Consider the following 13,303-nt stretch of genomic DNA (forward strand, 5'->3'; position numbering starts at 1 on the left):
AATGTCATATATTTCTTTGCATATTCTAGTGATTTATGCCAAAATAGTTATAAGATTCTGATTTTTATTATTGGAGGGAATTTTCATGGGAGTATACGTTCTAACAGTCTTTGAAAAAGATGGTTCTAAAGCATTAGACGAATCATTCGAGGCGGCAACTGAAAAAGAAGCGAAAGCAAAAGGTGAATCTATTTTACAAGAAAAAGGATTGCACGAAAAAACACATCGCTGCACATCTACTGCAGGTAAGCTCGTTTTATTCCAGCGCTAAAAAAAAGAAGCGTCATCCGCTTCTTTTTCACTCTACTATATCTTCGTCACACCACGTAAACGCCACATCTAGAATGCGATTACCGATACGTACGCGTTTATTCCATTTTCCTGTTTGGATCTGATGTTGCAATTCCGCTTTCATCTTTTCCGTCCAGTCGTGAATTGTTTCACCGCCTTCGTACGGATATACGCCTGGAAACTCTTTCTGCAGTAGATGCAAGCTCTCTGCATCAAAATGAAAATGGAAGAAGTAGTTTGCTGTAAGCGATGGTTCTTGCAATCGTAAAAAATGATCATCAATTTGCTTTCTATTTCTATAGAAAGTAAAGATATTCACTTTACCGCTCGTAATTTGGTCAATTTGAATTTCGTGCTTCTCTATAATCACGTCTTGTCCACCTCGTTGTATACTACCTTTAGTATATATGTCTTTTGCAACAAAGTTAACCATTTTCGCGCGAAATTCATTTCCTTCATTATATTACCTGTACCTCCAAGTACAATCAGAACAAACAAAAACAAAGTTGAAGGGGAGCGATCACATGTATTTCGGAAGCAAAGGTTGGTATGTAAAAGAACTTAAAAAATTAGGTATTCGTACTTATGAAGGTAAAAAACTAGAATCATATCGTACGCATATTTTATCTAGTTTACTTGAGAGAATGAAGAAAGCTTCGGCTTAATAGAAAAACACCTCCCGAATTCGCATACTAAGTATGCAAATTCAATGGAGGTGTTTTTATCAGTTTTCATAAAATATTTTTTGCTTCCGCTGGAACGGATACGTTTTAATCTCAGCTGTATCTAAATTTTCATTGAATAAATGAATGGCTATAATTTGTCTACAATCGTAAGTATGGTAATAATATGTTCCAGACTCCATACACATTGCACTCGTATAGATGGTATTATCTAATATACCGTCTTCTGTTATTACTGCCCCCTTAGGAACCTCACAATTTGATAAGATATGAAAAATAGCCGATATCCCCTCTTCTTCGTTCTCTATACCTTGAATGTTTTGTTTACCATATGCTGCCCGCACAAATCTTGATGGTGGGGTGAAATCTCCAGGAAGTCCCATCGTTCCTGAACCTTGGCCAAAAGCACTTAATGGTACATCTCCCCACTCCGTTGGCGCAAATGGCTGCGATTTAAGACCAATATATTGTCTTAAATTTTGTAAATGCCAATTAAACTCCGGACTATTAGTCATCACTCCTATTGGATTGTCATACACTTTTATTCCATCAGCTGTCGGCTCAAGTACAATACACTCTCCCGATTTATCTGCTAAAATCCAATGTAGCGGTGGAGTAATCCCTAAAATTGGTAATGGCGCATCTATAAAGGCAATGCTATCAATAGATTTTCTTAATTCTTCAACAGAATTGAACTGCGTGAGGCTCCAAGTCACAAAATCAAATGGCACTACATTCGTTTTATTGCTATCTATATGATTACTATAAGTAGCGAATCCTGGGAAATAGAGAGTTGCACATGTCATACCAGCTTCATTTACTCCATCTGCCATCATGACCCTTCCTCCAAAATTAATTCCCATTCCGACAACAGCCTTTTTCGTTCGGATCGTTTCACCAGTTATATTGTTCCACTGATAACGCCGAGGAATGATTATTACTTCTTGATTCATGTCTAATGTGAAATCCATTGTTCTCCCAAAAAGATGCTGGAAGTTTTTTGTTTGTAACGTCAAACTAGTACACATGAAGAAATCCCCCCATTTCATAGTTTTATATACATTTTATAAAATTCTGATAAATACGTAAATTAAAATCTATTTTACTTACCATTGTACAAACTCTATTTATCATTAACAAAATAACCAACCAAACCAAAAATGCTATAATAAATCCAATCAAACTAAGGGGGAACATCTATCTTGCGCGGAAAACACATTCAATTTCATGAGTTTGGCAACCCAAAAGATGTATTGCAAGTTGAATATAAAAATATAGAATCATTAAAAGATAATGAAGTTCTCGTTCGTATGCGAGTTAGACCGATTAATCCATCTGACTTAATTCCGATTACCGGAGCGTATGCACATAGAATCCCATTACCTAACATACCTGGTTATGAAGGCGTTGGTATTGTAGAAGATGTAGGTGCGGGCGTTTCTAGAGACTTTATCGGTACACGCGTTTTACCTTTACGCGGGGAAGGTACTTGGCAAGAATTCGTTACAACATCGGCTGATTTTGTCGTCCCTATTCCTGATTCCATTGATGATTTCACGGCGGCACAAATGTACATTAATCCGCTTACGGCGTGGGTTACGTGTACAGAAACACTACACTTAAAACAGGGTAGCGTTTTATTAGTGAATGCTTGCGGATCCGCTATTGGTCACCTTTTTGCACAGTTATCACAAATTTTGAATTTCCGACTCATTGCAGTGACAAGAAATAGTAAACATACAGAGGAATTACTTCAGCTTGGCGCTCATTACGTAATCGATACGTCTACTGCTCCGCTTCACGAAACAGTTATGAAGTTAACAAATGGGACCGGGGCCGATGCTGCTATTGATTCTATTGGAGGGTCTGACGGAAATGAACTAGCATTTTGTGTACGTCCAAACGGGCACTTTTTAACGATCGGTCTTCTATCAGGCGTACAAGTAAACTGGGCAGAGATTGTCACGAAAGCAAAGGTACACGCTAACATATTTCATTTACGACATTGGAATAAAGATGTGTCACCACACAAATGGCAAGAAACGTTTCATCACTTAATTCGCTTAGTAGAAAATAAACAATTACGTTTTATGAAAGTACATTCTACATACGACCTAGCAGATGTGAAAACGGCGGTTGATGTTGTGCAGTCCGCTGAGAAAACAAAAGGGAAAGTGTTTTTGACTAGTTTTTAAATACAATTGAAAGATTTGTTTTTATTTTTTATCAAAAAGTTCGAATTACTATTAAACATATATAAAGATTGCTATATTCCTTACTTTTCACGATAAAAACGTTATATACTACATTTGAAGTAAGCTAGCACATCTGCTTATTATCAACTATTCCCATGCCATATCTTTTATTGAGCGCTAGGAGCAATCCTAGCCTTTTTTATTCGATTGATAAATCTTTCATTCTAATTTTAGTCATAAACAATAGAAGTGAAAGACCTTGAAGATGACTCTTTTCTTAAAGAATACGGTACATTCTTTTTACTTCTACAACTTGAAAACAAAAAAAACCTCAAAGCATAAGCTTCAAGGGGTGAGCCTGTTTTTTTATCCTTTCCGGCAAGAAGACTCCATCTGATTTGTGTTACGGGTGAAACCCAACAATTCAGGTGGAGATGAATTGCCGTCAGCAGGTAGGCTGAACGCTTTTGTTTCGCTCTTAATAATTTTTGAGGACGAATGTTTGTTTCTTTTTGTCTTACGATATTATGTAGATAAGAAGGGAATAGATTGTAAGGCAACGAAATTAGATAATGATTATCATTCAGCTACTTAAGCCAAAAGTAATGAATACGCTTAATAAACTTTCTAAGAAAGGTGGTGAAAACAATGGCTAGAAAGAAGACAGTGAAAGTATTACGGAAACAAAAGAAAAGAGAAACGATGCAACGGTTCACGCAGAAACAGCATATCGGACGAGCTTGCCTTACTGCAAAAGAATTTCGTTTACTTCAGCGCATGTCGCATAGTTCAAAAGCGTTGCGAAATGTTGGCTTGTACACGATAAAACAAAGTTATTTGAATGATAACAGGGTGGCTACTGTAAAAGAAGTGGACAATGCCATGCAGGCTGATATGAACTACTCGGGCGTTCAATCAAACTCTGTTCAAGCGATTCGTAGAGCCTTATTTACAGAAGTGAAGAGCTTTTTTAAAGCGTTGGAACAGTGGAAGAAACATCCTGATAAGTTCACAGGTCGTCCGAAGTTTCCAAATTATTCTCGTCCCACTGACAAACGAATTATTGAAATCTATCAAGTTCCAAAAGTGGATGATAACGGATATTGGATCATTCCAATGAATATTGCATTTAGAAAAAAATTCGGTTCCATTCGAATACGTATGCCTAAAAACGTAAGAAATAAAAAAATCTCCTACATTGAGATTGTACCGAAGCAAACAGGTCGGTTCTTTGAGGTGCATTACACATATGAAATGCACGTGTCTCAAATGAAGAAACAACCCACGACTACGAGTAACGCTTTAGGTTGCGATTTAGGTGTAGACAGATTAGTAAGTTGCGTAACCAATACAGGTGATACCTTTTTAATTGATGGAAAAAAACTAAAATCAATTAACCAGTACTTCAACAAAACGATACGTAATCTAGGGCTGAAAAATATGGAAAACGGGCTTTCTAAACGAGTTGTAACCAATAAAATGGCTGCACTTTGGCATAAACGGGAACGACAAATACATGGTTACATTGCACAAACGGTAGGCTTGTTGTTCAAAAAAGTGAAAGAATTCGATATAGATACGATTGTTGTAGGGTATAACGCTGGTTGGAAACAAAAATCTCATATGGGGAAAAAGAATAATCAAACATTTGTGCAAATCCCGTTTCATAAACTGATGGCAGCAATTGAGAATAAATGTGTAAAAGAAGGCATCCGCTTTTTAAAACAAGAAGAAAGCTATACTTCAAAAGCTAGTTTTCTGGATAAAGATCCGGTTCCAGTTTGGGCTAAGAACGATAGGACACAGTATCGCTTTAGTGGCAAACGAATCACCCGTGGCCTGTACCAAAGTAAAGCAGGGACATGTATTCACGCTGATATGAATGGCGCATTGAATACATTGCGAAAATCCAGAGTTGTAGAATTGGATGACAACCTCAAAGTGAAAACGCCGATTCTATTAGAAGTGCAAAAACGTAAGGCTGTTGCTTCGCGCATAGCTTAGTGGGTGCGTCAACCATCTATGTGTACTCGACTCGTCGGGGCTTGTAGCACACGCCGGATTCATCTGAGTGGTGGCTTCTTCCATAAGGAAGAATTGCTCTTTTTCGAAAGGGTTGTGCAAGTGGGAAAACAATCGTTTGTTGCCAGTACCGACCAAAAATATACTTGGGGTGTTACCATAGGGTGGCATGAATGCTAGAGCGTCAAACTGTCTAGTAATAGACGAAAAGACCTAGTGTTCTAACTCAAGCCCCCACTGAAACGTTTTATCTCAGTGGGAGTAGTTGACTTACTTATATACGTACAGCTGTACCACTTACAGCGACCATTAACATTCCATCACGAACTACTTCGTAATCTACGTCAATACCAACGATAGCGTTCGCACCTTTTTGTTTTGCAAGTTCTTTCATTTCATCCATTGCGATATCACGAGCTTCTTTAAGTTTGCTTTCATAAGAACCAGCACGACCACCGACAACATCGCGAACTGAAGCGAATAAATCGCGGACAATATTTGCACCCATAATAGCTTCACCATTTACAATATCGATATACTCAATAATCTCTTTACCTTGAATTCCAGACGTTGTTGTTACAATCATGACTGACACGCTCCTAATAAATTGTAGTTTTGATTAGCTTTCTTATGTCTTTATTATGACATGGAAAAAGTATCTAATCTATTGAATTACCTTACATGAATGTGACAATTTTGTAAGAGTAATATATTATTTTCACCATTTTCTTACAATAACTGCACAAATTAACAGAAAATTGTTATAATTGATGATAAGGAGGGATAACATGAAAAAAATTACTTATGTATGTGCTCTAACCGTTCTATCTTTCACTTTAATTGGTTGTACAAGCACCTCGGCTACAGATAAACCTTCACAAGCTAAGCAAGAACATACACAGACTACCTTTCAATTAAACTCCGCAAATATTACAGACATTGAAATACTTAGCACAATAAATAACAACATTTCAAAATCTCAAACAGACAACGAAGAAATGATAAATTCTATCGTTTCAGCAGTTCAAAAAGGCACTCCTAAAACAATTACACTTGATCAAAAAAAGCGAGAATCTGCGCATTCTACTATTACCGTTACATATAAAGATGACGCAAAAGAAGAGTTTCTTGTTTGGGTTGATAATAAGGAGCAAATTACAATTGTTAAAGATGAGAAGAAAGATAGGGTTAAAGGTGTGACAGTACAAATTAAAGACCTTAAAATGATGAAAGATTTTTTTAAAATGTAAAAAGGATCTCCTTTAAGGGGATCCTTTCTCTCTTCATACAGCCTATCGAATTCTGCTCCTTATCATCCAAAGCAGAAATATTAATTATATATTATGAAGACGTTTATTTACTCTGTAGTTATATAACAATTGTTGCTATTGCAGAAAAGTACAACAAGCTGGACAACCTAGATTTCAAACTGTAAGATTAGATGTTGGTAAAATTAAATACAGCAAAGCATATATAGAAAATAGGTGTTAATTTTGAAAATCAATAAAAAATTTGAACCAATAATTTTTAATATCTTTATGATTTTAGGTATATCTAGTATTATCTCTTTCGTCATGGTTTCAATGAATGTTGGGTATACAGCTTTATTTCTCAAATCATGGATAAAAACTTGGGCAATTGCTTTCGTGCTTGCATTTTTAGCTTCTAAATTACTACCCTTTGTAGTGAAAAGGATAATGAAAGTATTCACATTTGTTGAGAAGGATGCTTAAAAATAAATTAAATTAAAAGAGATAATCATCACAAAACTTAACCTAGTAAAGTAATATACGTAAAATATTTCAACTCGAAGGAAGGCACCTTAAAGGTTGTCTTTTCTTTATATGTTAAAAAAGCTCGCCTATTTCCGTAGGCGGGCTTTATCTTTATTACACAATATGAAAGTATACTCTCTTTTTCTCTGAAATTTTATGTAATTATACATATTCATGAAAATAGAAGAAGTAAAATTGTCATTACAACTTAGTTATCATTAGAATATTTTTCTACAAAATCAAGGATTCTAGCATTAACCTCGTGAGAGAACTCACCATTGATTGCGTGAGATGCATTTTTCCAATTAACTATATCAATATCTTTCACATATTTTTTCCCAGTTTCAACTGCTTTTGCCGAATTGTGCATTGTACTTTTTTCAGCCATTAATGCAAGTACTGGAATATTGATATTTTTTAAATCTTCTTTACTCAATAGATCGGGCGCTGGCGTTTTCAGTTTATAGTTACGCATACCCGATTCGATTAACTTAGCGATCGGCTCATCGTCATTTATTTCTGCTCCTCCAGAAACATAGCTTAACATCTTTTCTCTTATAAACTTAGGTACAATAGGAACGGAAGCTGGAATAGATGCTAGAATCATCTTTATGGATATTTGCGCAAATACAAAGACTGGGTCCAATAAACTAGCCGTAGCAATATGCTCAGGATTATATCTAGCCAAGTTCATTGTTGTCCAACCTCCAATGGAGACACCCACGATATGCACTTTTTCTAAACCTAATCCTTCAATTACTTCATTTAGCCATTCTGCTTGTTGTTTTTGGTTTTCAATCACCTTCGTTTGCATACTCATTCCAGGTTCACCGAGTAAGTCTATCGTATAAACAGGTCTTTTCTCCCTTAGCCCTTCTAAATTTGGGACCCACATTGGAGTAGATGCACCGCGTCCAGGGAGTAAGAGTATTGGTTCCTTATGTTTGTTTTCTTCTTTAGTAAAGTAGTAAGCACGAATTGTGCCATATTTAGTTTTTATATCTTTCGTTTCGTTAGGTTTTGGAAGGAGTGCCATTGATTCATCGTAGGCAATTTGAAAATCTTCCTTCCCTTTTTCGGATATAAAGTGACCAATCTTATTATCATCTCTCTTCATTTGAATTCCTCCTTTCTACAAATATATGGATGAACTTTATCTATATACTCATGGTAATCATCCATTGAAAATATATCTTCTTTAAGGCAAAACTCCCATTTAGCCAAAAGAAAAAGACACCCTAAGGTGCCTTCCTCCGACTTGAACCATCTTAATTTTAATAATATGTATCGGACTCCCATCCAACTATTATTTTACTATGTTAAGTTGTTTTTGTTTATTGAGAAATACAATAGTTTATTTATACTGGTCGTCTGTATGAGGTATTTTTGTAGTCCATACAGCGATTTGCAAAAGAACAATTGCGGTGATACCACCTAAAAGTCCTTGCTTATCCCTTAATCTTAGCTTCAAGGTTAGACTGCATATGTCAAATGCAGGAATAACTGTATAACTCATAACAAAAAAACGCTACCTTTTTAAAAGATAGCGTTTTTGTATTACCCTTGCTTATTCTTCGCCTTCATTTGCTCTTCATAAACAAACTTCGCTGTCATAAAGTCATTCGGAAAATCTTTCAATGCATTCTTCATCACGTTCAATTCTTCTTGTGATTTAATTTCAATACCGTTTAAGAAATCAAATGCTTTTGATTGTTCATCTGCAACAAAGTTTTGCGTCATATAATCATTTTGGAAATCTTGCTTCGCTTTTTCTTTCACTTTGTTCATTGCATCTGTTTTATTTATACTTTTCACAGGATTTGCAAATGCGCCTGTAGGTTGCTCTGGTTTAGGCTCTTCTTTCTTTTCCGGCTGTGGAGCTGGTTGTTGTGGTTCTTGCTTTGGTTGTTCTTGTTGAACTGGTTGCTGTGCTACTTGTTGCTCTTTTTTCGCTAATTCATCTTTTAACTTCTTAACTTGCGCATCAAGAGATTTATTTTCAGTTTCTAATACACTCTTATCATTTTTTAGCTTTTGCGTTTCTTCAAAATGCTCATCTACTAATTTATTGTACTCTTTCTCCGTGTACATTTTTTCACTAGTTGATGCCGTTTTCCCTTTCGTAACAACTACATTAATAATCACAAGTAAAACTACAATTCCTATTAACGCAGCAAAAATCTTCTTTTTGTTCATTATTAATCCTCCAAAATGTAAAATTATCAAAGTCATCATAACAGATATAGTTATGTTCTTTTGTCACGTTTTGTCGAACTAAAATAATAAAAAAGCACCTAAAATAGGTGCTTTTTCTCATTCTCAATACATAAACGTAATCGTCACTAAAGAATACCCTTCTTTCGCGTTATACGGCTCCGCTTTATAAGAAACACGGTTGGACCCTTTCGGATAACCAATTTCTCCAATTGCCTTTTTCACATCTTGCAGTGCACCGTTCATTGATTGCTTGTAAAGTACTTCTATCTTTTCTGGCTTTGCACTATAACGCTGCTGCATTTTATTTTTTAATTCATTATAGTTATTTGCGATGTATTCATTTCCTAAATAGTTTAACTTTGTATCTTTTAATATTTGCTGATATACAGGAGTTTTCGTGCTACCTGCCGCAATTTTATTTGTTAATGTACTATAATAGTTCGTTGTAGCTTGCGGATAGTCACTTCTGCTCCACTCATGATTTCTTGCAATTTGCTCATCAGATAAGTTGAAGTATGAATACGTTACGCGGCCCTGTTCATCTGGCACTGGATCATCGAATGTTGTATCGAGGTGATACCATTTGTTTTCGATTTTCACTATATTCCAAGCATGGGGTTGTCCATCACCAGTTCCTGTTACGAAATGATTTTCAATACCGGCTTCTTTTAATAATTGATAGGTTAATAGTGCGTAACCTTGGCAAACCGCAGAACGATTAACGAGTGCTTCATATGCTGTGTAAGCTTTATAAGACGTATCGTAAGAAACATGTTTTACGACATAATCATGAATCGCCTTCACTTTCTCGTGATCATCCATCCCTACTTGAATAATAGAAGAGACAATTGCCTTCGCTTGTTTCATTACATATTCCGTTTGCTCTTTCGTTTCGCGATATGTAATCTTTAACGTAAACGTATAATTTCCAGGCGATCCAGAAATGCCGTATGAAACATTCGATCTATTATAATTTGTATACTCATTTTTACTTGCCACTTCTTTATACGCATTAAAAAGTGTATTCATCACTTCTTTTGAATTGCTATTTTTCGTTTTATATGGAATTGTAATGTCCGTTTCGTATGCATTAATACGCTTTTGTACATCCTCTTTAAATGCTGCTAATAACGCCGCATCTCCTGTATCTTGCACCGCAACCGCAGGCTTTTTATAGTTCAAAGTATTATATAAAAACTGCGCATATTGTTCACGTTTTACCACACCGTATGGCTCAAATTTCCCTTCACCTGTACCAGATGCAATCCCGTTTGACTGCACGGCGCTAATCGCATTTCCGCCCCAAAAATCGTTTGGAACATCGCTAAATGTATGTTTTTGTGTCGCCGAAAGATGAAAAGCATTCGTAAGAATTTGCGCCATTTCTGCACGATTCACAGGAGCTTTCGGTCTAAAGTTCCCTTTCTCATCCCCTTTAAATACCCCTGCCTTCGTTAACATTAAAATTTCCTCAGGGAACATCGTAGAGTTTTGGTTAATATCGCCATAAGGATTATTAAACTTAGATCCATCTTTTAATATATAAAGAGAATTATTGCTACTAAAATTTCCACCTTGTTTATTCGGAAGCATAACACGATACACTAAAGCCGCTACTTGCTCCCTCGTCGCAACATCTCCAAAACCAAATATTCCATTTCCATAACCTGAAATAATATTTTTACTCGCTAAATCTTTAATCGCCGGATACGACCAATGGGATGTCGGCACATCAGAAAAAACACCTGCTTCAGCAGCCTTCACATCACTGCCATTTGTATATAATAAAGCACCACCTATAAGTGATAATGATGTAATTGATTTTAATAGTTTTGTATACATAATGTCGTCTCCCAATACGTCTTCTATTTTTGTGGTTTTTTGTCGAAAAATCTAAAAGACTATGACAAGACACATTATACAATTAAAAGTTTTTAGGGGATATATTAAATTTTAAAATATGCAAAAATTCATATTGTTATAGGAGTTCATGGTGATATTATGCTGTTTTATTTGTAAATACATAAATAATAAGGGAATATAACATTCAAAAATCATTGGAATAAAGCGAAACTTCACTCAGTGGTACTACTCTGTACATTTCACGTCTCTCTTTTTTACTTTAAATGAATGTTTTCGCTTCACTTTTATCTCAGCCAGTATAACACCACTAAGAATAAGCAATGCTCCAATATACCCTTTGAGTGGCAATACTTCGTTCATGAACAGGTAAGCGAATATTGCAGAAAATACAGGTTCTAATGAAAAGATGAGTCCTGTATGTGTCGGTGTTGTGTATTTCTGCGCCATCGCCTGAATAATGTAGGCAAAAGCACTGCAGACAATGCTTAACACCAGTACAGCGATCCAACTTTCTTTAGTGGATGGAAGTTGCGGCTTTTCGAAAATCAGGGCAAAGAGTATGCCAAAGCCTCCTGCAAATCCCAATTGAAGAATACCAAGCTGCAATGTATTGGCAACTTTAGCCGCCCTCCCGGTGACAATAATATGAAAAGCATAAAAGAAAGCGGCGAGTATACAGAGTAAATCTCCAGAATTAAGTGTTAATTGATTATTCAAAGTCAGTAAGCCAATACCTGTCATTGCAACAAGGGAACTAATGATTAGTCTATAACTTAGTCGATCTTTGAACAGAACGATAGATAATAAAGGAATAAAGATTACCGTCAAACTGGCTAGAAAACCGGCATTTGAAGCTGATGTTGTTTTTAAACCTAAGATGACTGAAGAAGATACCACAAATAGTAAAAACCCCAGAATAAAACCATATCTTAGAGTAACAAAATGAATTGAACGAAATTGTTTACAAAAAACAGCGACACAAACCAAAAAAGCAATACCAAAGCGTAATGCAACAAGAGAAAATGAAGGAACAGTTTCCAATCCGACTTTCATAAAAAGATAGGAAGAACCCCAGGTCATTGTAACAACTAAGATCATAAAATCAGCTTTTATAGGTTTCATTTTTAGTTCCCCTTTTCAGATTTATGTACATAGTATAATTGTGATTGAAGTATTAGTAAATTGAATATATTTAATGCTATACTTGAACAAAATTCATACATAAGAAAGTAGGAGATTCGATGAGTCTGACTAAGTTAGAAATTTTTCTGAAGACGGTTGAAATGGGAAATTTATCAAGAGCAGCAGAAGCACTGAATGTAACTCAGTCAGGTGTCAGCCATGCGATCAGGAGTCTTGAATTAGAGTATGGGTTTCAACTGCTTTCTCGGAATAAAACAGGTATTCGATTAACGGAAAATGGGAACCGTGTTTTAACGCATGTTCGTGAAATAGTAAACCATAATGAGCGACTGAAGCAAGCTGTTGCAGAGATTAATGGCATAGAGGCGGGAACCTTGCGCATTGGCACCTTTACAAGCGTGTCCACTCACTGGCTGCCTGCAATCATACATCGATTTCACTTAGAACACCCTCGAATTGAAATCAAATTAATGGAAGGAGATTATGGCACGATTGAAACGTGGATTCAACAAGGAGTGATTGACTTAGGTTTTATGTCACTACCGTCTTCAAGCCATCTAGAATCTATCCCACTAAGAAAAGATCGAATGCTATGTGTACTCCCTAAAGATCACCCGTTAAGTAAACAATCCACGATTCGGTATGCTCAGCTTGAGAAAGTGCCTTTTATTATGCCTGCTTCTTCGTGCGGTTACGATGTTAGGAAAGTATTAGAAACGGCTCGGGTTCATCTCAATATTCAATTTGAAACCGGCGATGATCATGTAATTGTCGCGATGGTGGAGAATGCACTTGGGATCAGTGTCATGTCTGAACTTGCATTACAAGGACAAAGCGAAAATGTTACGATTGTAGAATTGGAAGACAGACCTACACGATCACTTGGACTGTCGCTCACTTCAATTAAACACGCATTACCAGCTGCAAAACGGTTTATCGAACATACCCAAAAATGGCTGGATGGAGAGTAAGTATATCGGCAATCAAAACAAAATCAACAGTTCAGGAATGATTTGATTGTTACGTTTTCTTATTCTAATTGTTATAGGGATATTGTGCTACTTTACTTGCGAATATATATAAAAGAGAAATACAACATACAAACAGCCAAAGT

Annotated in this window: 14 protein-coding genes; 7 read left to right on the forward strand and 7 right to left on the reverse strand. The window is 36.0% G+C overall.

Going from position 1 to position 13,303, the window contains the following annotated elements; genetic code table 11:
• Nucleotides 1–85: 85 nt before the first annotated feature.
• Entirely contained in the window at nucleotides 86–271 is a 186-nt protein-coding gene (locus EUC40_RS20750; RefSeq protein WP_098126490.1) for a YhzD family protein, read from the forward strand.
• Between the two features lie 27 nt (nucleotides 272–298).
• Here EUC40_RS20750 and EUC40_RS20755 read toward each other — a convergent pair whose 3' ends face one another.
• Nucleotides 299–661, reverse strand: a complete 363-nt coding sequence (locus tag EUC40_RS20755) for a hypothetical protein (RefSeq protein WP_151626559.1) — start codon at nucleotides 659–661, stop codon at nucleotides 299–301.
• Nucleotides 662–815: 154 nt separating this feature from the next.
• On the opposite strand from EUC40_RS20755, the gene EUC40_RS20760 reads away from it, so the two are divergent.
• Nucleotides 816–956, forward strand: a complete 141-nt coding sequence (locus EUC40_RS20760) for a YflJ family protein (RefSeq protein ID WP_000273535.1) — start codon at nucleotides 816–818, stop codon at nucleotides 954–956.
• A gap of 59 nt (nucleotides 957–1,015) precedes the next feature.
• Here the strand turns inward: EUC40_RS20760 and bsh are convergent, their stop codons facing one another.
• Nucleotides 1,016–2,002 carry a choloylglycine hydrolase gene (gene bsh, locus EUC40_RS20765; protein WP_156576442.1) on the reverse strand — a complete coding sequence of 329 codons (987 nt, stop codon included), beginning with the start codon at nucleotides 2,000–2,002 and terminating at the stop codon, nucleotides 1,016–1,018.
• A 174-nt stretch (nucleotides 2,003–2,176) separates the two neighbouring features.
• Here bsh and EUC40_RS20770 point away from each other — a divergent pair, with 174 nt between their 5' ends.
• On the forward strand, nucleotides 2,177–3,169 hold the full coding sequence (locus tag EUC40_RS20770) for a zinc-dependent alcohol dehydrogenase family protein (RefSeq protein ID WP_156576443.1): 993 nt from the start codon (nucleotides 2,177–2,179) through the stop codon (nucleotides 3,167–3,169).
• A gap of 648 nt (nucleotides 3,170–3,817) precedes the next feature.
• Nucleotides 3,818–5,173 carry an RNA-guided endonuclease TnpB family protein gene (locus tag EUC40_RS20775; RefSeq protein ID WP_156576444.1) on the forward strand — a complete coding sequence of 452 codons (1,356 nt, stop codon included), beginning with the start codon at nucleotides 3,818–3,820 and terminating at the stop codon, nucleotides 5,171–5,173.
• 292 nt (nucleotides 5,174–5,465) lie between these two features.
• Here the strand turns inward: EUC40_RS20775 and EUC40_RS20780 are convergent, their stop codons facing one another.
• Nucleotides 5,466–5,777, reverse strand: a complete 312-nt coding sequence (locus tag EUC40_RS20780; protein WP_000637510.1) for a YbjQ family protein — start codon at nucleotides 5,775–5,777, stop codon at nucleotides 5,466–5,468.
• Nucleotides 5,778–5,979: 202 nt separating this feature from the next.
• Here EUC40_RS20780 and EUC40_RS20785 point away from each other — a divergent pair, with 202 nt between their 5' ends.
• Together EUC40_RS20785 and EUC40_RS20790 are read left to right on the forward strand one after the other, a co-directional pair.
• The gene (locus EUC40_RS20785; RefSeq protein ID WP_156576445.1) at nucleotides 5,980–6,441 is read left to right on the forward strand and encodes a hypothetical protein; all 462 of its coding nucleotides are present in this window, start codon (nucleotides 5,980–5,982) and stop codon (nucleotides 6,439–6,441) included.
• A 243-nt stretch (nucleotides 6,442–6,684) separates the two neighbouring features.
• Entirely contained in the window at nucleotides 6,685–6,924 is a 240-nt protein-coding gene (locus EUC40_RS20790; protein WP_156576446.1) for a DUF2798 domain-containing protein, read from the forward strand.
• A gap of 250 nt (nucleotides 6,925–7,174) precedes the next feature.
• Here the strand turns inward: EUC40_RS20790 and EUC40_RS20795 are convergent, their stop codons facing one another.
• The 4 genes from EUC40_RS20795 to EUC40_RS20810 form a co-directional block, all read right to left on the reverse strand.
• Nucleotides 7,175–8,083: an alpha/beta fold hydrolase gene (locus EUC40_RS20795; RefSeq protein WP_156576447.1), complete on the reverse strand. Its 909-nt coding sequence runs from the start codon at nucleotides 8,081–8,083 to the stop codon at nucleotides 7,175–7,177.
• Between the two features lie 440 nt (nucleotides 8,084–8,523).
• Nucleotides 8,524–9,162, reverse strand: coding sequence for a hypothetical protein (locus tag EUC40_RS20800; protein WP_156576448.1), 639 nt, complete (start codon nucleotides 9,160–9,162; stop codon nucleotides 8,524–8,526).
• Nucleotides 9,163–9,285: 123 nt separating this feature from the next.
• Nucleotides 9,286–11,025 carry an S-layer homology domain-containing protein gene (locus tag EUC40_RS20805; RefSeq protein WP_156576449.1) on the reverse strand — a complete coding sequence of 580 codons (1,740 nt, stop codon included), beginning with the start codon at nucleotides 11,023–11,025 and terminating at the stop codon, nucleotides 9,286–9,288.
• 246 nt (nucleotides 11,026–11,271) lie between these two features.
• A complete protein-coding gene (locus tag EUC40_RS20810; protein WP_156576450.1) occupies nucleotides 11,272–12,168 on the reverse strand; it encodes a DMT family transporter in 897 nt (298 codons plus the stop codon).
• A 119-nt stretch (nucleotides 12,169–12,287) separates the two neighbouring features.
• On the opposite strand from EUC40_RS20810, the gene EUC40_RS20815 reads away from it, so the two are divergent.
• Nucleotides 12,288–13,160, forward strand: coding sequence for a LysR family transcriptional regulator (locus EUC40_RS20815; RefSeq protein WP_156576451.1), 873 nt, complete (start codon nucleotides 12,288–12,290; stop codon nucleotides 13,158–13,160).
• Nucleotides 13,161–13,303 lie beyond the last annotated feature (143 nt).

This window comes from Bacillus luti (assembly GCF_009739945.1).
Lineage (GTDB): Bacteria > Bacillota > Bacilli > Bacillales > Bacillaceae_G > Bacillus_A > Bacillus_A luti.